Raw genomic sequence first — 20918 nt, forward strand, 5'->3', positions numbered from 1 at the left:
ATCTGATCATGTTTTCCCAGGGGGTAGAATGAGATTTATAATTTTATTTCTTGTAATATCTTTTTTCGTCGCGGTTTCCGGATGTGCTCATTTTGGAAAAAAAGTGGAACCCCCGACGGTAAGACTGGTCAATGTGGTTCCGGCAAGCAGTACTCTCTTTGAACAAAGAGTGGTTTTAACTCTTCGTATAGTCAATCCCAATCCTTTTGCGTTGTCGTGGACCGGTATCAGGGTCAATGCCCGTTTCAACGACATGAATCTTCTGCCGGCCGTGTCTTCGGAAAACGGCCGCGTGGAGGCCTTGAGCGAGGCGGTGTTCAAGGTTGAGGCTTCCGCCTCGACGTTGGATTTGTTGCGTCAGATCATGACCCTGCAGAACGGTCCGGGAAAGCTGACCTACGCCCTGGACGGGGTTTTGTATCAGGGCGGGCTGAGTTCCGGAGGGGTCCCGTTTCTTGCGGAAGGGGCGCTCTGGGATTCTGGAACGGAACTCTAAGGAGGCCTCATGGGAAAATCATTGATTTTGGCCCTTCTGATTTTAGGCTTGTTAGGAGGTAACGTGGCTGCACAGACAAAAGAGGCCGTATTCGCGGGCGGATGTTTCTGGTGTCTTGAAGGACCCTTTGACGCTCTGCCCGGTGTCTTGGGAACAGAGTCGGGATACACGGGCGGACAGCTCCCGAATCCGACCTACGAACAGGTTTCGTCCGGAACCAGCGGGCACATTGAGGCCATGCGGGTGAAATATGATCCGGAGCTGGTCGATTTTGGGAAGCTTCTTGATGTTTTTTGGCGTAACATTGATCCAACCGATGCCGGAGGACAGTTCTGTGATCGCGGTCCGCAGTACAGGTCTGCCGTGTTTTTCGCGGACGAGGCCGAAGAATCCATCGCGCGGGCGTCGAAGGCCGAGCTTGAGGCGGCTCGGGGATTCAAAATCGTAACCGAGATTTTGCCTCGAACTGAATTTTATGCCGCCGAGGAATATCATCAGGATTACTACAAGAAAAATCCCCTGAGGTATCATTTCTATCGCCAAGGCTGTGGCCGCGATCAGCGCCTGCGGCAGCTCTGGGGAGCGGAATCCAAAAAGTAGCCCAGGGACACACCAAAAACGGGAAACAAAACCCGGCCGTTGCAATTCGCAAAGGCCGGGTTTTCTTGTGCACGCGTGGCAGCGCTCTTCAATCTTCCCGGAGTTCGGCTTCGCTCATAAAATTGCGGTCGTAGCGCTCCCAGATGTCCAGCGCGATGCTGAGCGGTTTGACCATCGGCACGGTGTAGGTGTGGAAGCGTTTGGCGTAGAGGGATTCGCGGAACCTGGTCACATGGGTGCACAGCCCGCGTGGGGAAACGATGAAGGGTTTGTCGATGGAGCGCCTGAATTCGACCAGCCGTTCGGCCAGATATTCGGAAAGGTAGGGCACCTGCAGGTAGATGGCGGCCACGATGACGTCGGTGTCCGGGTCATCGGCGATGATCTCCAGCGCACGGATGAGCCTGCGGTCATCGCAGTTGCCCAGAAGATCAAGCGGATTGTTGCCGACGTTGACAAGCATCTGCTCCAGGTCATCGGGGTTCGAGGCCTTGATGTTTTCGCGCAGCAGGTCCTGCAGGCGTCTTCTGGTTTGCGGGGTGAACCGGGCCAACTCCAGGCCTTCGGCCGTGATCTGATCGGCCAGCAACACCGCCGCGCCGCCGCCGACACTGACCACCGCCGTGCGCTTGCCCCTTGCCTTGGGCTGCGTGGTCAGGATGGAAAGCACGTTGACCATGATCTTCGGATCTTCGGTCAGATCCTCGATGAGGTAGAATCCGGCCTGGGAACAACAGGCCCGAAAGGCTTCGTGACTGCCCGCCAGCGATGCGGTGTGGGACATGGTCGCTTCCTTGCCGCCACCCGAGCCGCCCTTGATGATGACCACGGGCTTTTGGGCTGCCACCTGCCGTCCGATTTCCATGAGCTTGAGCCCCTCGGACAGCCCTTCCAGATAGATGGCGATGACCTCGATGCGCTCGTCCTGTCCCATGTGCGCCAGGATCTCCGCCACGCCGACGCTGCTGGAGTTGCCGCAGGATACCCATTTGCCCATGCCTACCCGGTCGGCTTCGAGCATCTCCATGAGCTCCATGCCGATGCCGCCGCTTTGGGAGATGATGCCGATTCCGCCCTGTTCGCGGATGACTCCCGTGCGGTGAGGAGGAATGAACATGGTGTTCACTCCCGAAAAATTGTCGATGATCCCGAGACAGTTGGGGCCGATGTAGCTGACTCCGTACTCCAGGCTGAGGTTGCGCAGCCTCTCTTCAAGCTCCCGCCGTCCGGATTCGGCAAAGCCGTCGCTGATGATGATGGCGCCTTTGCCTCCGGCCACGCAGAATTTCTCGAATTCGCGGACAACCGTTTCCGAGTTGATGACGAATACCGCCAACTCGGGCACCTCGGGCAGGCTTTCAAGGCTTGGGTAGCAACGCATGCCATGCAGCGAGGCCGTGCGCGGGTTGATGGGATAGATGCGGTCCAGGCGGCGCAGGTTTTGGAGTACGATGCCGCCCACCGTGCCGGTGTTGGAGGCGCCGTACAAAACCACGGACTTTGGATTGAAGATTGTATGCAGGCTGCTCATTTTTTGCGGCGAGACATCGGTCTGACGGGGGTAATGGACCGGTTCGCCGGCAATGAGGCGGGCATCGACAATGGCGAAGCCCTCTTCGTAGACGATGACGGGATTCAGATCGAGCTCATGGATTTCGGGGTGTTCGGCCATGAATCGCGACACGTTCACGGCCAGTCGGATGACGGCCTGTTTGTCCAGGGCCGGTCCGCGAAAGCCGTCCAGAATGCGCCCGGCGCGGGTCCTGTCCAGCATGGCCATGACCTCGCCTTCCTCCAGAATGCCGATGCCTGGTGCCACATCGCCCAGCAGTTCGACAAAACGCCCGCCGGATCCGATCATGGTCATGGGGCCGAAACTGACGTCCTGGGTGGCGCCGATGAGCACCTCAAGACCTGGCCTAACCATGGGCTGGATCAGGATGCCGTCGATTTCCGTCACTCCGGCGGCGCGGACGTTGTCCATGAGTCGGGCGTATCCGGCTTCAAGCTCGGTCTGATCCTTGAGGCTCAGGAGCACGCAGCCCAGATCGGTCTTGTGGATGATCTGGCTAGAGACCGTTTTCATGGCCACCGGGAAACCGAGTTCCCGGGCGGCGTCCACTGCCTGTTCCAGTGTACGGATCATGCGGCCCAGAACGGGGATGTCGTAAGCATCCAGTAGGGTTCGGCTTTGTTCAAATCCAAGCTGTATCGGTTCCATGGGGGCTCCTGAGGTGCTGGTGTAGTTTTCGATTTTCATCATGAGGGGCGCGGCGTTTTTTTGCAAGAAGGTCCTGGGAGTGACTGGGGGGGACGGGGTGTGGCCGGGAGTGCGGCGGGTCGGGTTGGCCCGGTCAGGCCGCCTCGAAACTCCCTCGCGGGCCTCGTACGGCGGAATCGTTGGGTGCAGGTCGCGCGAGCGAGGCGATGCGGCCAGCAACGATTTCGCCAACGATGCCAGGCTCGGTCAGACAGTCGAGGCCGCCTGACCGAGCCAGCCCGACCCGCCACGGCACTGCGATGCTGTAAATTTCCGGAAGAACACTGTGAAATCCACGCGGCACGTTTATGCTTCGGTCCTTCGGCATCACGACGTGTCATCCCCGCGCAGGCGGGGATCCATCCGGTGTTGGTGTGAAGGGCGCGGTTTTTTGTTTGTTTAGAGCGCGGCGTGGCGGGTTGGCTTGGGCAAGGCTTCCGTTGAAATTACGGGAAACGTGCCGATAATCAAGATATTGTGCGAAATAGCGCTCCTTTGGCGAAAAAAACGCCGGACTCCCTTGACCTTGGCTTCGCTTGGGGGAAGAAGGGCGGCAAGGTTTTTATATTTTTTGCTTCGAATGAGTACAGACCGAACATGCCTGCAACAGCTTACTCGCGGAGGACTTTCATGAGCATGGAGATTCTTGAACTGGTCAAGCGGCGGGATCCGGGCGAAGTGGAATTTCATCAGGCCGTGACGGAGGTCATGGAGTCCATCGAACCGGCGCTTGAGCGCAATCCCGAGTATCGCCGGGCGGGGATTGTCGAACGCATGGTCGAGCCGGAGCGCGCCGTCATCTTCCGGGTTCCGTGGGTTGACGATCACGGAGATGTCCACGTCAATCGCGGGTTCCGGGTTCAGATGAACAGTGCCATCGGGCCCTACAAGGGCGGCATCCGTTTCCACCCTTCCGTCAATCTCGGCATTCTCAAATTTCTGGCCTTTGAGCAGGTCTTCAAGAATTCCCTGACCACTCTGCCCATGGGCGGGGGCAAGGGCGGCGCGGATTTCGATCCAAAGGGCAAGTCCGACAACGAGGTGCAGCGATTCTGCCAGAGCTTCATGCTCGAACTCTTCCGGCATATCGGGCCGAACACGGATGTGCCCGCCGGAGATATCGGCGTGGGCGCGCGCGAAGTGGGTTTCATGTTCGGCATGTACAAGAAGCTCAAAAATGAATTCACGGGCGTGCTGACCGGCAAGGGCGCATCCTGGGGCGGCAGCCTGGTCCGGCCCGAGGCCACGGGTTACGGTGCGGTCTATTTCGCGGGCGAGATGCTCGCGGCCCAAGGGAAGACGCTGGAGGGAACACGCAGTCTGGTTTCCGGATCGGGCAACGTGGCCCAGTACACCATGGAAAAGTTGTTGCAGCTGGGTAGCTCCCCGATCACGTTTTCGGATTCGTCGGGCTACATCTACGACGAAGCCGGAGTCACGCCCGAGAAGCTCGCCTTTATCAAGCACCTCAAGAATGTGCGCCGGGGTCGGGTGCGTGAGTACGTGGATGCGTATCCCGAGGCCGTCTTCACTCCGGCGGACTATGGGCTTGGGTACAATCCGCTCTGGGCGCACAAGGCCGAATGCGCATTCCCATGCGCGACACAGAACGAAATAGGCAGGCTCGATGCGGAAAACATGGTGGCGGGTGGCGTACGGGTCGTGACCGAGGGCGCGAACATGCCGACCTCGCACGAGGGCGTGCATATCTTCCTGGACAATGGCGTGCTCTTTGGCCCCGGCAAGGCCGCCAACGCTGGCGGGGTCTCGGTCTCGGGCCTGGAGATGACCCAGAACAGCATGCGCCTGAGCTGGACCCGGCAGGAAGTGGACGACAGGCTGAAGCTGATCATGAAGACCATCCACAAGGTCTGCATGGACACCGCGGCGGTCTACGGCAAACCCCTCAATTATGTCGTGGGTGCCAATATCGCCGGATTCGTGAAAGTGGCCGACGCCATGCTGGATCAGGGTGTGGTCTGATGTAGGCGGAAAATTGCTTGATTTGTTCGTTGCGGCTGATCCTCTAAAGAGGGTCAGCCGTTTGTTTCTCAGGTATGGTTTCAAGGTGGATTTTGTGGAGAAGTTCGTTTGTTGCGTTGCCTCTGTACGTGCCGGTTATAGGAGCGGTCAGCTCCGGTTCGGAGGCGGCGCAGAGGGCAAGATGGCCTCCGACGACCGTAAGTCCGAGAGTGGGATCGTAGCCGCGCCAGCCCGCTCCGGGGAGATAGACTTCCGGATACGCGTGCAGGTCGCGCTCGGTTTGACCGGGGTCGCCGATCTGGTAGCCGGAGACGTACCGGGCGGGGATCCCCGCCCCCCGGCAGACCTCCATGAAGACGAGGCTGACATCGCGGCAAGCGCCGCGGCCATGCAGCAGCGTGGTCTCCGTGGTAAAGATGCCTGGTTCGAGTCGGGGGATGATTGTAATGTTCTGATAGATCCAGGCATTGAGGCGGTTCAAGAATTGGATGCTGTCGCCACCTGCCTCGGCCATGAATTTCCTGGCAAGGCCGCGCGTTGAAGGGCTGCCGGACCCAAGAGACGGCAGCAGGGCTTCGCGTTCAAGGGCGGGTAGATCAAGAGGGAGTGTGAATGCGCACGGGTGCAGCAGATAGTCGAAGGGGTTGTCGCGCAGAGTTCGAGCCGTGAATTCCGTACGGATCAGCAGTTCCTCCCACATGCCCTCAAACCACAGCCAGTGGGCGGCGTTGCCGCACGCATCAAGGATTTCGCACTGGCCAGCCGGATCGGGGCTGACCTTGAGGCTGAAATCTTCAAGCATCTGCCCGGCATCTTGCCGGGGCTTGAGCCGGATCAGATGCGGCTCAAGGAAGACGGGCCCGCTGAAGCGATAACTGGTTTCGTGCTCCACCCGGATGCGCATCGCTCAATCCTCGGTTTTGGAGTGCAGCTTGCGGCTGCTGGGGGAAAGGCTGGCCGCGATGGCATCGATCCATTCCGAAGGCAGCGCGTGGACGCCCGCGCGCAGGCGCTCCTGCCACCAGGTGGAGATGTGCGCCAGATCATTCTGCTCGAAGCGGTGTTCGATGAGCGAAAAGGATCCCTTGGAATAGACCACTACATCAAGGGGGAAATCCACGTCGGCGGCGCTGATGCGAGTCGAATCGAAAGCCAGACAGCCGACCTTGAGGGCAAAATGGATGGAGTCCGCGTGCTTGAGGGTGCGATCAAGGACCGGCTTGCCGTACCCGGTTTCTCCAATGATATGGTAGGGCGTGCCGGAGGTGATCTCCACCCAGTTGCCCTGTGGGTAGATCAGGAACAGCTTGTGCGTGGCGTCGGCCGAGAACTGTCCGCCCATGATGGTGTGGATGTTGAACTGCAGCCCCGAGGCGTCGAGATATTCCTTGTCTTCCTTGGCCACGCGCCGGACGAGGTCGGCAAAGAGGTTTACGGCCTTGTAGAGCTTGTCCGGAGGCGGCCCGGATTCCAGCGCCTCCTCGAAGTAGGTGGCCACCTTGTCACGCAGGGAGCGCAGGCCGGAGGTCATGAAGAAGACCGCTCCGCTCTGGGTTTCATAAGTGCTCAGTTTCTGCGCCGTGGTCATTTCATTGCCTGCAGTGATGCGGGTGTCCGCCAGACCGACCAGCCCGTCTTCCACCGTTATGCCGAGACAAAAGGTCATTGTTCCATCCTTGTTTCCGGTCCATGCGCCGCGTAACCGAAAAATTCGATCCCCAGGCGGGCGTCGACCGCATTCATGCGGGTTTGCAAACGGTCCGTGAAACGATGCAGACCCTGCGCGAAAACGTCTTCAATGGTCAAGTAGGAAAGGTCCGCGCAGAGTTGGCCCAAAAGGCGTTCGCTCTCGCATGTGAAAAAATTCAGCCTTGTTCCCGTGATGGCGTGCAGGGAGGCTTGGGCATGCGTGAGTCCGTAAAGTATGGATCGTGAAAAATGATGATCGAAAAGAAGAAAGTCCGCCACCTTTTCGGGTGAGATGCGTCCCCGGCAGCGCCGGAAGGCGTTGAAGGCGCTGGTGGCGCGAAGCAGTGCCATCCAGTGGATGGAGTCGCCCTGTTGCTGCGTGCCGCCTGGGCCTTCCAGGAGATGGTGGAAGCTGACATCCAGGATGCGGGATGTCTTGTCACAGCGTTCCAAGAGGCGTCCGAGCCGTGCGAAATGCCAGGCTTCGTCCTCGATCATGGCATCCGCCGCGATTCCGCCGAGGATGAAATCCCGCATCTTGATCTCCTGGCAGAACGTAAACGGGTTCTCGACCACCTGCAGGGGGCGGGTCGAGGCGTCATGAACGAGATGGTAGAATATATTGATATAGTTCCACATCTCGTACGGGATGACCTCTCGGATGGCGCGGGCGTTCTCCCGGGCCGCCCAGAGGCAGGACGCGATGGAGTTGGGGTAGTCGCGGTCGAAGCTCAGAAAAGTAATGACCGAGGCTGCGTCGTAATAACCGTATCGTTCCTGAAAAATCGACTGGTCTCCGCTGGCTTCGATGAGGGATTTCCATTCACCGCTCTCGGATTCCTGCAAGTCAAGGGTCAGATGCCAGTTGACTTCGACCACGCGGGCCAGGTTCCCGGCCCGCTCCAGATATCTGCTCATCCAGTAGATGGCGCTTGCAACGCGTGAAAGCATGGGCGTGTCCTTGGAGTTAGTGTTTGAGGACCCAGGTGTCCTTGCTGCCGCCGCCCTGGGAGGAGTTGACCACCAGCGAGCCTTTCTTGAGGGCCACCCTGGTCAGGCCGCCGGGGATGACCTGCACGTCTCCGCCATGAAGGATGTAGGGCCGCAAATCCACGTGCCGGCCCTCGAAATGATCGCCGACGATGACCGGGGCTCGGGAGAGCATGAGTGCGGGCTGGGCGATGTAGTTGCGCGGCCTGGCTTTGATGCGTCCTGCAAAATCCTCGCGTTCGGCCTTGGTAGAGGCCGGACCGACCAGCATGCCGTAACCGCCGGATTCGTTCGCCGCCTTGACGACCATGGTCTCAAGATTGTCCAGCACAAAGGCCCGGTCTTCCTTGCGCCAGCAAAGATAGGTGGGGACGTTGGGGATGAACGCTTCTTCTCCCAGGTAGTAGCGGATGATTTCCGGCACATAGGCATAGACAACCTTGTCGTCGGCCACGCCCGTGCCCGGCGCGTTTGCGAGGCAGACATTGCCCGCGCGGAAGGCGCCCATGATGCCCGGCACGCCCAGCAGCGACTCCGGTCTGAAGACCAGCGGGTCGAGGTAATCGTCGTTCAGGCGGCGATAGATGACATCCACCTTCTTGAGCCCTTTGGTCGTGCGCATGTAGACGAAATTGTTCTCGACAACCAAGTCCTGATTCTGGACCAGTTCGATGCCTGTCTGCAGCGCGAGGAAGGAATGCTCGAAATAGGCGGAGTTGTAGATCCCGGGGGTGAGCAGGACCACGCAGGGCTGCGAGTCGCTCCTGGGGGCCATGCGCAGCAGGAGATTGAGGAGTTTGGCCGGATAGTCGTCCACGGGGCGAACCCGCGAGGCCGCAAAAACTTCGGGCAGGGTCCGCTTCATGAGACTTCGGTTGGCCAGCACGTAGGACACCCCGGACGGGCAGCGCAGGTTGTCCTCAAGAACGAAGAAGGTTCCGGTTTCGTCGCGCACCAAGTCCGTGCCCGTGACGTGGCACCAGATTCCGTGAGGTGGATTTATGCCCATGCAGGCCGGGAGAAAGCCCTCGGCCGTCTCGATGATTTCGCGCGGGATGACCCCGTCTTTTATGATCTTCTGGTTGTGGTAGATGTCGTCCAGAAAAAGATTCAGGGCGAAAATGCGCTGCTTGAGGCCTATCTCGACATTATCCCAGTCATTGGCTTCAATGACACGAGGCACCACGTCGAAGGGGAATATCTTTTCCGTGCCCTGCTCGTGTCCATAGACCGTGAACGTGATGCCGAGATCGTAGAGAGCCTGCTCGGCCTGTTGCTGTCGCCTGAACAGTTCTCCTTCGGGCAGCGACTCGATTTTGTCGACCAGAAGCTTCGTGCCGTCGCGGGGAACGCCGGGGGCTGAGAACATTTCGTCATGAAAAGGCCCAAGATCATAGCCGGTGAATTTCATAAGCAGCCTCCGGTTTTGACATCATTGTAAAATTTATGTGGTCCCGCGCCAAGAGTTTAAACAAATACGTGCCTGAAAACAAAAATTCTCACGTGATGTCTCTCCGTATTTCAGGCCTCCGTCGCGTTGCCTAAGGGCGGGGTAATTGCATAGACTCAAAGTCCCATCGCACAGTTTTCACCGGAGACAGACATGTCCCTCACGCCGTCCTTGCAACTTGTGGCCCAGGATTCGGAATTCAGAAAATTCCATGATCTCATGGCCAGGAAAGTCCAGAATATTCTGCTTGTGTCCACGGCCTACGACGCCTGGGTCATGGAGGAGGATTGCAAGCTCTCCGAGCGCATCGTGTCCGAGTATCAGGGATTGAACCTGAGTCGGCCGCCGCGCCTGACCTGGGCCTCAGGCGCCGAGGAGGCCTTGGCCATCCTGCGGCAGAGCCCGTTCGAGCTGGTCATTCTCATGCCGCAGCTGGCCGAGCGCGAGGCCTTGATCCTGGGGCAGAAGATCAAGGAACTCGGGCTTGGCATCCCGGTCTATCTCCTGACGCATCGCGAGGTCTTTCTGCCCGGTGAGAGCCCGGCCGAGGGCATAGATCGCCAGTTTGTGTGGACCGGCAACGCCGATCTTCTGGTCGCCCTGGTCAAGAACACCGAGGACGCCATGAACGTGGACTTCGACACGGTCAGCGTCGGCATCCGGGTCATCATCGTGGTCGAGGATTCTCCCCGCTATCAGTCCTGTCTGTTGCCCATTCTGTACCGCGAGCTGGTCGTCCAGACCCAGGACGTCATCCGCGAAGGACTCAACCAGGAACACCGTCTGCTGACCATGCGCTGCCGACCCAAGATTCTCCTGGCCGACAACTACGAGGATGCGCTGGCCCTGTTCCAAAAATTCGAGCCGTATGTGCTGGGAGTGCTTTCCGATGTGCGCTTTCCCCGTGGCGGCAAGCTCGACGCCTCGGCCGGCGTTGATCTGCTTGGCGCCATCAAGGCGCAGCGTTTTGACATCCCGCTGCTCCTGATGAGCAACGAACCGGACAACGCTCGCAGAGCCAGGGAGATTCCGGCCAGTTTCGTGGACAAGAACTCCCCCAGCCTGCTCGGGGATGTGCGCGCTTTCGTTCTGGAACGTCTGGGGTTCGGTGATTTCATCTTTCGTGGTCCGGAGGGCGAGGAGATCTCCCGGGCCGGGAGTCTCTATGCGCTGGAGGAGCGGCTAAAAACCATTCCGGCCGAGGCCCTGGTTCATCATTCCCGCCACAATGATTTTTCGCGCTGGTTTTTTGCGCGTACCGAATTTGAGCTGGCCAACCGTCTGCGGCCCATGAGCGAGTCCGATTTCGCTTCACCGGAGCTCCTGCGGCGCGGGGTCACCGAGATGATCCGGGACAGACGGCAGCAGCGACAGAAGGGCATTGTGGCCAATTTCAACTCCAAGGATTTCGACCCGACCACGGACTTCTTCAAGATCGGCCAGGGCTCCATGGGTGGCAAGGCGCGCGGGTTGGCGTTTCTGTTTTCCATCCTGAACAGGCTTCCGGCCCTGGCGGTAAAATATCCCGGAGTGGATTTTTTCATGCCCAAGACGTTGGGCATTTCGACGGAAGGGTTTGATTCCTTTGTAAAGATCAACAACCTTGAGTATTTGTCTGGCACGGATCTCGCGGACGACGAGGTCTTGAAGATCGTTGAAAAGGCCCGCTTTCCCAAGTGGCTCAGCCATCAGCTTAAAGCCTACCTCGCCCAGGTTCGCCATCCTCTGGCCGTGCGTTCGTCAAGCCTCCTTGAAGACGCCCAGTATCAGGCCTATGCCGGACTATACTCCACGATCATGGTCCCCAACAATCATCCCGACCCGAATGTGCGCCTTCAGGAATTGATCCTGGCCATCAAGCAGGTCTACGCCTCCACGTTCTATCAGGCGCCCAAGGCCTTTTCGCGCCGGGTCAGTCAGCGCACCGACGAGGAGAAGATGGGCGTGCTGGTGCAGCAGGTCATCGGGGACGATTATGGCGGGTATTTCTATCCGGCCATTTCCGGAGTGGCGCAGTCCTACAATTATTATCCTTTCGGGCGCATGAAGCCCGAGGACGGGGTGGCCACCATCGCTTTCGGGTTCGGCAAGATTGTGGTCGACGGCGGACAGACTCTGCGTTTTTCGCCAAGATATCCAAACATCCTGCCCCAATGTCCGACCGTGGAGCTGGCCTTGCGCACGGCGCAGACCGAATTCTACAGCCTGCCCCTGGAACATTGGCCCTGGGCGCGCACGGATTTTTCCCTTGCCCGTCGCAACATCACCGAAGCCGAGGAGGAAGGTCCCCTGGCGCTGGTGGCTTCAACCTTTCTGCCGGAGGAGGGACGCATCCGCGATACCGCGTCCATCCCCGATCGGCCGCGTGTTCTCCTTTTTGCCCCGGTATTGAAGCACAAGATCCTGCCTCTGGCGGAGATCCTGGCCGACGTCCTCGGAATAGCGGAATCGGCCATGGGCTGCCCCGTGGAGATCGAATTCGCCTGCAAGCTGCACCAGGACAAGCAGCATCGCCCCGTGTTCTCCCTGCTTCAGTTACGGCCCATGTCCGCCCGGGCGGATCTCAATCGGGTCACCATCACCGAGCATGACCGCGAGCGTGCCTTTTGCCTGTCCACTCACGCGCTGGGCAACGCCGAGAAGACCGACGTACACGATATCGTCTTTGTGCGGCCAGACACTTTCGAGGTCGAAAAAACCATGCAGATCGCAGGAGAGATTGGGCGCATCAATGCCGCGCTCATGGCCGAGGGGCGCAAATATCTGCTGGTAGGCCCCGGGCGATGGGGCACGGCGGATCGCTGGCTGGGCATTCCCGTGGCCTGGAACGACATCTGCGGAGTCTCGGCCATCGTCGAGACCGCTTCGGCGCAGTTGCGCGTGGAACCGTCCCAAGGCTCCCACTTTTTTCACAACATCACCACTCTCGGGATCAATTACATTATGATGTCGGGCAAGGCGGGCGAGCGTTTCGATTGGGAATGGCTGGAGGGGCATGACGTCGTGGCCAGGGAGGAGCATGTGGTTCACGTGCGCCTGCCGTCACCAATGATCATCAAGGTAGATGGCCGCAGCTCGCACTGCGCGATCACTCCCGGAAACGGGGCGGGGCAGGGGCGTGAACAGGACCCGGCGCCGCAGGGCGCTGGATGCTGCACGCTGGGCTCCGGGGGATCAGGTTCGCCCGGGCAGTGCGCACTATGATTTCGGCGATGCGCCGTGAAAGGCTGCTCTGCAGGCTCCAGCACTGATAGAAGTGTGGGACGCGCAAGGTTTCTCCCGGTGTCAGATCGACCAGTTCACCGCGTCTAAGATACGGCTCGGCCAGGATGCTGGAGACCATGCCGTACGCTCCGCCCTGGAGTATGAGTCCCTGAAAGCTGATGTTGGACGGCATGACGTGCGCGGGCGGGGTGATTTCCTCACCGAAGTGCTGGCGCAGAAATTCGTGCTGCAGCGCGTCCTTGTGGTTGAAGATGACGATCGGTGCGGTGTCCGCGGCCTGCCGGTCGAAACCATGTGGGCAGTGGCGCGATCTGAACGCGGGCGTGGCCACGCACAGGTATTCCATGTCGCCAAGGTCGTGGGTGAGCAGCCCCTGAAAATTCGCCGGGGTCGAGGTGATGGCGCCTTGGACTTCCCCCGAGCGCAGATAGGCGTGGGTCACGGACTGGTCGTCCACCACGAGATCAAGAAGCACGTTTTCTTCCGCGAGGATGTCGGGAATGCTGCGCAGGAACCAGTTGTCCAGGCTGTCGGCGTTGACGGCCAGGGTCACGGTCGCCGTAGTGCTGTTTTCTCCCGGGGCCAATTCCTCGAAGAGCGACTCTTCCAGGACGGAAAGTTGTCGGAAGTGGCGCAGCACGGCCATGCCTGCGGCTGTGGGCCGGATCGGCACCGAGCGCACCACGAGCATTTGGCCCACGTGTTCCTCAAGCTGCCGGATGCGTTGGGAAATCGCGGACTGGGTCAGAAAGAGCGAGCGGGCGGCCTTTTCAAAGCTTTGCTCGGTGATGACAGCGGCCAGGGCCTGAAGGTGTTTGGTATCTATCATTAGTTTTTCTTATGGCTCAATAAAATTATTCGTTTTCCTTATGACTCCTCCTCGATTATTCCCCGGTTCAACGTAACACAAGGGGAACCTGATGATTTTCACGCCATTTTTGCAGGGTCTGGGAACAGGCGCCGGACTCATTATCGCCATCGGCGCACAAAATGCCTTTGTGCTCAACCGGGGTCTGACCCGCAACCATCATCTCACCGTGGCGCTCATCTGCGCCTTGAGCGACGCCCTGCTCATAACCCTTGGACTGTCGGGCATGGGAATTGTCTTGGCGCACAGCGAGGCGCTGGCGGTTTGGGCAACCTGGCTCGGGGTGGCCTTTCTTTTCTGGTACGGGCTGCGATCCTTTCGCTCGGCCATGCGCTCGGGAAGTCTCGAAGCCCAGGAACGGGCGCGGATGGGGCTTGGGGCCACGGTGGTCGCGACCCTCGCCGTGACGTTCCTCAATCCGCACGTCTACCTTGATACCGTACTCCTGCTTGGCTCCATCGGTGGGCGCTATCCTGAGGCGCAGCGGTTTTTCTTCGGCGCGGGCGCGGTCACGGCCTCCCTGCTCTGGTTTCTCGCCCTGGGTCTTGGTGCGCGCCTGTTGCTGCCTTTTTTTCGGCATCCCAGATCATGGGCCGTGCTCGACGTTTTGGTGGGCCTGACCATGTGGGGCGTGGCCGCATCGCTGGTGGCGTCCGTTTTTGCGGCCTGATTTGGGGTGTCTGAACTCTTTACCCCGCACCGTCCCCCGGCTATCAACCTCCCATCGGAGGAACGATGGCCAAAAATTACGATCCGCGCATGCACACGGCGGAGCACATTCTCAATCAGACCATGGACCGGCTTTTTGCCTGTGGGCGGTGTTTTTCCGCGCATGTGAACCCGGACAAGGCCAAGTGCGACTATCATTATGATCGCGATCTGACCGAGGCCGAGGCCCGGGACGTGGAGGCAAGGGTGAACGCCGTCATCGGCGACGACTTGCCGGTCTTCGCCCAGGCCATGTCCCGCACCGAGGCCGAGGTCCGCTTCAATCTGGAACGCCTGCCGGAAGACGCGTCCGAGGAATTGCGCATCATCTACATCGGGGATTACGATGCATGCCCGTGCATCGGCGAGCATGTGGACCGTACCGGCGCGCTGGGTACGTTCCGGCTGACCACGCATTCATTTGAGAACGGGGTGCTCAGACTGCGCTTCAAGCTCGGAAAAAACGCCTGATCATGGCGAATCTCCCCTCACACGGCGGCAATATCCGCTTCATGGCCGCGTCGCTTGATTGCGCACCGGAAGACATCCTGGACTTTTCGGCCAACATCAACCCTCTGGGGCCGCCCGCATGGCTGCGCCCCGTTGTGGCTCGTGCCCTGGCCGGGACCGCCCATTATCCCGAACCACGGGCAGACGGGCTGCGCCGGATAGCCGCCTCGCGCATGGATGTACAGCCCCTCAATGTGGTCGCGGGCAATGGTTCGTCGGAACTGCTTTACGCCCTGCCCAGGGTCTGTGCCTCTCTTGGAATTGAGCGCGCCGTTTTGCCCGTGCCCTGTTACGGAGATTATGGACGGGCGTGCGCGGCCGCCGGAATTTCCTGCCAAACTCTGGTTCTGCGCCCCGAGAATGGCTTCGCCATGGATTGGTCAGGGCTTGATGATTTGCTTCAGGAGCGGGCCCTGGCCATTCTGGGGCAGCCCGGCAATCCGGCCGGAACCCTGCTCGAACCTGAGCGCATCCTGGATTTGGCCGATCGGCATCCGAAGAGTTTTTTTCTTGTCGACGAGGCTTTCGCCGATTTTGTCCCGCGCCTTTTCCGGCTGGGCGCGGCGATTCGCCCCAATCTCTTTGTCCTGCATTCCCTGACCAAATTCTACGCCGTGCCCGGGCTGCGTCTGGGCCTTGGGTATGGCGGCGCGGAGATATGCGCGGCGATTTCGGCCCTGCTGCCGGACTGGAGCGTCAACGCGCTGGCCCAGGCCGTGGGCGAGGAGGCTCTGCGTGACGACGCCTACGCCGAGCGCTCCATGGATGCGGTGCAGGCTCTGCGCACTCGTCTGGAAGCTGATCTTGTGGGCCTTGGGCTCAAAGTTTTTCCGGGCAGCGCCAACTATCTGCTCTGCCGCAATGAGCACCCGGACGCCTTTGCCTTGCAGGAAATGCTTGCCAAGAATCGCATCCTGATCCGCAACTGCGCCAATTATGAAGGACTCGATGCCCGTTATTTTCGGGTGGCCGTGCGCGGCACCGAGGAAAACGAGCGTCTGGTCAACGCTCTTTCAGAGATTTTCGAACCGGCCCGGTCCCGCAGTCGGGTCGTGCGCAAAACTCCTGCGATCATGCTGCAAGGGCTTTCGTCCAACGCGGGGAAGTCGGTCCTCACGGCGGCCCTGTGCCGGATTTTCTTGCAGGACGGACTGGCCGTGGCTCCGTTCAAGGCCCAGAACATGTCGCTCAATTCCTTTGTCACTCGCGGTGGCGGGGAAATGGGCCGGGCTCAGGTTCTGCAGGCCCAGGCCTGCCGGATGGAGCCGGACGTGCGCATGAATCCGGTGCTTCTGAAGCCCAATTCGGAGACGGGTTCGCAGGTCATCGTGCTCGGCAAGCCCGTGGGCAACATGAGCGTGGGCCAGTACATCCGCTTCAAGCCGCAAATTTTTGAAACCATCACCAGGGCTTACGAAGAACTCGCCGCACAGGCCCAGGTCATGGTGCTGGAAGGCGCGGGCAGTCCGGCCGAGGTCAACCTCAAGTCCCATGACGTGGTCAATATGCGCATGGCCCTCCATGCCGGGGCCAAGGTGCTGCTGGCCGGAGACATCGACCGGGGCGGGGTGTTCGCCTCGTTTGTCGGCACCATGGAGGTCATGGAGGAATGGGAGCGGGCGTTGGTGGCGGGGTTTGTCGTCAACCGCTTCCGGGGCAGACAGGATCTGCTCGGGGACGCCATCGACTATGTGCGTCGTTTCACCGGAGTCCCGACGTTGGGTGTGGTGCCGTTTCTGCCGAATCTGGGCTTGCCCGAGGAGGATTCGGTCAGTTTCAAGGAGGCTCGGCCGCTTGGCAGGCAGTCCGAACTTCGCGTCGTGGCTGTGGACCTGCCGCATATTTCCAATTTCACGGATCTCGATGCGCTGGGCCTTGAACCGGATGTGGACCTGCGCATTGCGCGCACACCACGGGATCTGGACGGGGCCGACGCGATCATTCTCCCGGGTTCGCGCAATGTGTTCGCGGATCTGGATTATCTTTGGAGTTCGGGCATGGCTGGGGCGGTTCTGGCCAGCCGTGCCGAAATTGTTGGAATCTGTGGTGGGCTGCAAATGCTCGGAACAGCCATCACGGATCCATCCAGTGTCGAAAGCGCGGGGGCGTGCGCCCGTCCCTTGGGCTTTTTGCCTTTGGCAACGCAGATGGCGGTGGACAAGGTTCTGTGCCAGGCGAGCTGCGTGCATCCGGCTTCAGGGGAAACGATTCGCGGGTATGAGATCCATCACGGGCGCACGTGTGTGCTCGATGGGCAGGTCGAGCCGCTCATGACCCGCGCCGACGGAACCGTGATTGGATGGAGCCGGGCCGACGGCATGGTCTGGGGTACCTATCTGCACGGAGTCTTTGATGCTGATGGGTTCCGGCGCTTCTTTCTGGATCGTCTGCGGAGGCGCAAGGGCCTCGATCCCCTGAAATCGGTGCAAGTGGCCTACGATCTTGAAGCCGCGCTGGATCGCCTGGCTTCGGTGGTGCGCGGGAGTCTCGACATGGAGCGGATTTATCGCCTTCTGGATTGATGGTGCCTGCTCAATCGCTTTTCAGGACGCGCACGCTTGTCTCGTAGTAGGGCGTGCCGCGTCCAACGGTGCTTGAAATGTCCCGGGTCAGCCGGTTCAGGCCGTGCCCGGCTTTGAGCCAGCCCCCGCGTTCAGACACCAGAATGTCTCGCCGCTGCCCGGCCTTCACTTCAAGTTTTGCCCGGACTGCTCCATTCCGGCTTTCCACCAGCACTTCTTCTCCATTTTCAAGACACAGGCGGTGCGCCTCCTCCACGGCCAGGATGACCACGGGCAGAGGATCGTGTTCGGCGAGGGTTCGCTCGGAGCAGATGAACCCGTGGGGGGCGATGGTCAGCAGCCTGTAGGGGTATGCGGGATCGCGGCGGTCGAGGTCATCGGGCCTGAACTCGGTCATGAATTGAAACCTGCCCGAAGGCGTGGGGAAGCTTTTGTCCGCAAAGGGGACCATGGGAGCGTCCAGGCGGAAGGCCTTTTTTCGCAGGTCCGCCATGGAGCATCCCTGTTCCCGGATGGGCGCGCAGAGGTCGTGCAGCCAGTCCGTGACGCTGCGCTGGAAACGATCGGCAAAATCAAAGCGTCCGGCCAGGTCGTGAAACATCCGGAACTCGCTTTTGCATTCGCCCATGGGCGCGATGGCCCGGTTGACGGGCCCGACATGGTTGTGCCCGTAGCTGGCCATGACGTCCTCTTCTTCCAGAAACGTCGTGGCTGGCAGAAAGACGTGGGCCTGGTCGGCGGTGTCGTCCAGAAAATGCCCGGAATAGACCACGAATTCGGCGTGCCGGAACGCGGCGATCGTTTTGGCCGTGTTCGGGGCCATGCACACGGGGTTGGCGGCCGTGACATATATCATGCGGATTTCAGGATCGCGGGCGCTCATGATCTCTTCTGCGATGCGAGGCAGGAGCAGGGTGCGTCGCGGCGGGTTCAGGTCGTCGCCCCAGAATTTCTGGTCGAAGGGGCCATATTCCTCGAAGCCCTGGCTGACTCCGCCGCCGGAGACGCCGATGTTGCCGCTGATGGCGGCGAGGGCGTCTATGGCCCGGATGGACAGGTGGGCTTCCCTGTGACGGTGCATGCCCCAGCCAAGCAAAGTGGCCGTGGGTTTTTGGAGCATGAAGGTTTCGGCCAGGAAGTGTGCATCTTCCACGGCTGTGTCGCAGCGCGCGCACAATTCTTCCACGCTGTGCCGGGCTAGAATGCCCAGGTATGCGTTTGCGCCCAGCGCATGGTTTTCCATGAAGTCGCGGTCTTCGGCCTCCCGGGCCAGGATGAGCTTGGCCACGGCCATGGCCAGAAAGGCGTCGGAGCCGGGCCTGGGTGCGATGTGCCTGTCGGCGAGGGCCGCCGATCTGCTGGACACCGGATCGATGAGCACGACCCTGCCGCCGCGCTGCCGGATCTCGCGGATGACGGGGACGAGGCTGATGTTGGTGGAGACGGGGTTGCGTCCCCATAGAATCATGGATTTGCTGTTGGCGTGGTCCAGAGGATCATGGGACACCCGCCTGCCAAAATCGAGGTCCTGGGCGCTCTGTCCCGTTCCGCCGCACAGCGACCCCACCGGCGTGGTCACTCCTCCCAAAAGATTGAAGAAGTAGCGGTTAAGGAGCTTCAGGGCCGTACGTTCCCCGTATCCCTGATAGTAAAGAATGGCCTCGGGCCCGGACTCCGCTGCGATGGACTTCAAACGGCTGGCGACAGTGTCCAGCACTTCGTCCCATCCGGCCGTCCTCCACGGAAGCGAGCGCCGGTCGCGGATCAGCGGCTGGGTGATGCGCTCCGGACTGTAGATCCGCTTGATGTACCGCGCCGCCTTTACGCAAGTCAGGCCCTTGGTAACGGGGTGTCCGGGATCACCCTTCAGGGCGACCAGACGGCCGTCGCGTATTTCGGCCAGAAGGCCGCAGGTGTTGGGGCAGTCTCTGGTGCAGGTGGTCACGATCGTTTCATTCATTATGTAAAGGGGGTGAAGATGTTGAAGGGTTGCATCCTGTTTTTCAGGGCGTGCGACATATTCCGCCACATGCACGGCGTCGTCAACCTGGGGCCGGCCCGCTTGACAATTGTCATCCCCCGTGCTCCCCAAGACGGCCATGAAACCCTTTGCTCTTGATCTCGAAACACCTGTCCGTGGGCGCCTTGCCCCCAGCCCGACCGGCCATCTTCATCTCGGCAACGCCTGGTCCTTCCTGCTGTGCTGGCTGGCGGTGCGCTCTGCCGGAGGACGGCTAGTGCTGCGCATGGAGGATATCGACCCGGAGCGTTCGCGCCCGCACTTTGCCGAGGAGATCATGCGCGATCTGGCGTGGCTCGGCCTGGACTGGGACGAGGGGCCGGATCTCGGCGGCCCGTATGCTCCTTACACGCAGCAAGAGCGCATGGAGCGCTATGCGGAGGTCATTGAGGCGCTGACACGCCTTGGCCGCACCTATCCGTGCTACTGTACGCGCAAGGAACTCAAGACCATGGCATCGGCGCCGCATCTCGAGGATGCCGGGCCGGTATATCCGGGCACCTGTCTGGGGCTTGGTGCTGACGCACGCAGGGAGCGGGAGGCGCAGGGCAGGCGCCCGGCACTGCGTCTGCATGGCGCGGGGGAGACTCGCTTCGATGATTTGCTGCATGGCGAGGTTCGTCTGGATTGGGCGCAGTGTGGTGGGGACTTTCCGCTGCGCCGATCAGACGGGGTCATAGCCTATCAACTGGCAGTGGCCATGGATGACGTGGATCAATGCATCAATCTGGTGGTCCGGGGTGCGGACATCCTGCCGTGTACGCCGCGCCAGATCTTTCTCTTTGATCTTTTGCAAGCGCCGGTTCCGCGCTATGCCCACGTGCCCTTGCTGCTTGATCATGAGGGTGTGCGTCTGGCCAAGCGCCATCAATCGCTTGAGTTGCGCGCGTTGCGTGAGATGGGGATATCGCCGCGGGCTGTCGCGGGGTATCTGGGACATCTGGCAGGCTTGCTGCCCGAGGGCGTCGCGGTGGCGCCAACGGAGGTCGTCTCTGAATTTGCATGGGGGAAGATCCCCCAGGGACCCGTGGTCTTGCAGGATCAGGTCGAAATCGTATTGAAACGGATCTCGTGAAAAGTCTTTTATTTCAGGTAGAAAGGATGCTGTCGGCGGAATGGAGTCAATTAATTTTATAAAAGTGTGGATTTTTAGTTGACGGGCGTCGACGAGTTCACATAGAGGCTTCTTCCGCGATGAGGAACGCCTCTTCCGGACAAAGCAAAGTTCATTGATATTTTCATATATTTCGTCCTGGTGACCACGGCGGAGGGGAACCACCCGATTCCATTCCGAACTCGGAAGTTAAGACCTCCAGCGCCGATGATACTGCAAGTTCACTTGTGGGAAAGTAGGTCGTCGCCAGGACCTTTTTTTTCTCTTCTCTTGGTTGGAAAGTCATTAAAAAAATGATTGACCTTTTGAAGACAGCGGGGTTAGAAGATTAACCCTGCCTTTGCGAAGAACGCTTCGCGAAGGAAATTTGAAAAAGCTTGAAGAAAGCGCTTGACGGTGGATGAGGGAGTCGATAGAGACGTTTCCTCTTGCCGGAAGGCTAAAGGATCTTTGACAAATAAATAGCGAGTTGGAGCAAATAGA

General features: G+C 60.0%; 16 protein-coding genes and 1 rRNA gene. 10 read left to right on the forward strand and 7 right to left on the reverse strand.

Features of this window, described 5'->3' with window-relative positions:
* Nucleotides 1-28 precede the first annotated feature (28 nt).
* Both BMZ40_RS02045 and msrA read left to right on the forward strand, forming a co-directional pair.
* Complete coding sequence (locus BMZ40_RS02045) at nucleotides 29-496, forward strand: LEA/WHy family protein (protein ID WP_245751003.1); 468 nt, start codon at nucleotides 29-31, stop codon at nucleotides 494-496.
* Between the two features lie 63 nt (nucleotides 497-559).
* Entirely contained in the window at nucleotides 560-1096 is a 537-nt protein-coding gene (gene msrA, locus BMZ40_RS02050; protein ID WP_245751001.1) for a peptide-methionine (S)-S-oxide reductase MsrA, read from the forward strand.
* 88 nt (nucleotides 1097-1184) lie between these two features.
* Here msrA and BMZ40_RS02055 read toward each other — a convergent pair whose 3' ends face one another.
* Nucleotides 1185-3317 (reverse strand): acetate--CoA ligase family protein, encoded by a 2133-nt coding sequence (locus BMZ40_RS02055; RefSeq protein WP_092372489.1) that lies wholly within the window; start codon nucleotides 3315-3317, stop codon nucleotides 1185-1187.
* Nucleotides 3318-3357: 40 nt separating this feature from the next.
* On the opposite strand from BMZ40_RS02055, the gene BMZ40_RS02060 reads away from it, so the two are divergent.
* Together BMZ40_RS02060 and gdhA are read left to right on the forward strand one after the other, a co-directional pair.
* Complete coding sequence (locus tag BMZ40_RS02060) at nucleotides 3358-3585, forward strand: hypothetical protein (RefSeq protein ID WP_092372457.1); 228 nt, start codon at nucleotides 3358-3360, stop codon at nucleotides 3583-3585.
* Between the two features lie 407 nt (nucleotides 3586-3992).
* Complete coding sequence (gdhA, locus tag BMZ40_RS02065) at nucleotides 3993-5339, forward strand: NADP-specific glutamate dehydrogenase (protein WP_177192977.1); 1347 nt, start codon at nucleotides 3993-3995, stop codon at nucleotides 5337-5339.
* Between the two features lie 43 nt (nucleotides 5340-5382).
* Here gdhA and BMZ40_RS02070 read toward each other — a convergent pair whose 3' ends face one another.
* Genes BMZ40_RS02070 through BMZ40_RS02085 form a run of 4 tightly spaced genes read right to left on the reverse strand, consistent with a single transcriptional unit; the run spans nucleotide 5383 to nucleotide 9429 of the window.
* The gene (locus BMZ40_RS02070; protein WP_092372459.1) at nucleotides 5383-6243 is read right to left on the reverse strand and encodes a transglutaminase family protein; all 861 of its coding nucleotides are present in this window, start codon (nucleotides 6241-6243) and stop codon (nucleotides 5383-5385) included.
* Nucleotides 6244-6246: 3 nt separating this feature from the next.
* On the reverse strand, nucleotides 6247-7005 hold the full coding sequence (locus tag BMZ40_RS02075; RefSeq protein ID WP_092372460.1) for a proteasome-type protease: 759 nt from the start codon (nucleotides 7003-7005) through the stop codon (nucleotides 6247-6249).
* The gene (locus BMZ40_RS02080; protein WP_092372461.1) at nucleotides 7002-7979 is read right to left on the reverse strand and encodes an alpha-E domain-containing protein; all 978 of its coding nucleotides are present in this window, start codon (nucleotides 7977-7979) and stop codon (nucleotides 7002-7004) included. Before BMZ40_RS02080 ends, BMZ40_RS02075 begins: the two co-directional genes overlap by 4 nt.
* A gap of 16 nt (nucleotides 7980-7995) precedes the next feature.
* Nucleotides 7996-9429 (reverse strand): circularly permuted type 2 ATP-grasp protein, encoded by a 1434-nt coding sequence (locus tag BMZ40_RS02085; RefSeq protein WP_092372462.1) that lies wholly within the window; start codon nucleotides 9427-9429, stop codon nucleotides 7996-7998.
* Nucleotides 9430-9621: 192 nt separating this feature from the next.
* On the opposite strand from BMZ40_RS02085, the gene BMZ40_RS02090 reads away from it, so the two are divergent.
* Nucleotides 9622-12672 carry a PEP/pyruvate-binding domain-containing protein gene (locus BMZ40_RS02090; RefSeq protein ID WP_143075505.1) on the forward strand — a complete coding sequence of 1017 codons (3051 nt, stop codon included), beginning with the start codon at nucleotides 9622-9624 and terminating at the stop codon, nucleotides 12670-12672.
* On the opposite strand, the gene BMZ40_RS02095 is transcribed toward BMZ40_RS02090, so the two are convergent.
* On the reverse strand, nucleotides 12557-13522 hold the full coding sequence (locus tag BMZ40_RS02095) for a LysR family transcriptional regulator ArgP (RefSeq protein ID WP_092372463.1): 966 nt from the start codon (nucleotides 13520-13522) through the stop codon (nucleotides 12557-12559). The two genes, BMZ40_RS02090 and BMZ40_RS02095, sit on opposite strands and share 116 nt — an antisense overlap.
* Before the next feature lie 91 nt (nucleotides 13523-13613).
* Here BMZ40_RS02095 and BMZ40_RS02100 point away from each other — a divergent pair, with 91 nt between their 5' ends.
* The 3 genes from BMZ40_RS02100 to BMZ40_RS02110 all read left to right on the forward strand — a co-directional run bounded on the left by BMZ40_RS02100 (nucleotide 13614) and on the right by BMZ40_RS02110 (nucleotide 17301).
* Nucleotides 13614-14231, forward strand: a complete 618-nt coding sequence (locus BMZ40_RS02100; protein WP_092372464.1) for a LysE/ArgO family amino acid transporter — start codon at nucleotides 13614-13616, stop codon at nucleotides 14229-14231.
* Nucleotides 14232-14296: 65 nt separating this feature from the next.
* Nucleotides 14297-14740: an alanyl-tRNA editing protein gene (locus BMZ40_RS02105; protein WP_092372465.1), complete on the forward strand. Its 444-nt coding sequence runs from the start codon at nucleotides 14297-14299 to the stop codon at nucleotides 14738-14740.
* Nucleotides 14741-14742: 2 nt separating this feature from the next.
* Nucleotides 14743-17301, forward strand: a complete 2559-nt coding sequence (locus BMZ40_RS02110) for a cobyric acid synthase (protein WP_092372466.1) — start codon at nucleotides 14743-14745, stop codon at nucleotides 17299-17301.
* Between the two features lie 10 nt (nucleotides 17302-17311).
* Here BMZ40_RS02110 and BMZ40_RS02115 read toward each other — a convergent pair whose 3' ends face one another.
* The gene (locus BMZ40_RS02115; protein ID WP_092372490.1) at nucleotides 17312-19261 is read right to left on the reverse strand and encodes a molybdopterin-dependent oxidoreductase; all 1950 of its coding nucleotides are present in this window, start codon (nucleotides 19259-19261) and stop codon (nucleotides 17312-17314) included.
* Nucleotides 19262-19400: 139 nt separating this feature from the next.
* On the opposite strand from BMZ40_RS02115, the gene gluQRS reads away from it, so the two are divergent.
* Both gluQRS and rrf read left to right on the forward strand, forming a co-directional pair.
* Nucleotides 19401-20396, forward strand: a complete 996-nt coding sequence (gene gluQRS, locus BMZ40_RS02120; protein WP_092372467.1) for a tRNA glutamyl-Q(34) synthetase GluQRS — start codon at nucleotides 19401-19403, stop codon at nucleotides 20394-20396.
* Nucleotides 20397-20572: 176 nt separating this feature from the next.
* Nucleotides 20573-20687: ribosomal RNA gene (gene rrf, locus BMZ40_RS02125) — 5S ribosomal RNA — on the forward strand.
* Nucleotides 20688-20918: the final 231 nt, after the last annotated feature.

This window comes from Desulfomicrobium apsheronum (genome assembly GCF_900114115.1).
Classification (GTDB): Bacteria; Desulfobacterota; Desulfovibrionia; order Desulfovibrionales; family Desulfomicrobiaceae; genus Desulfomicrobium; species Desulfomicrobium apsheronum.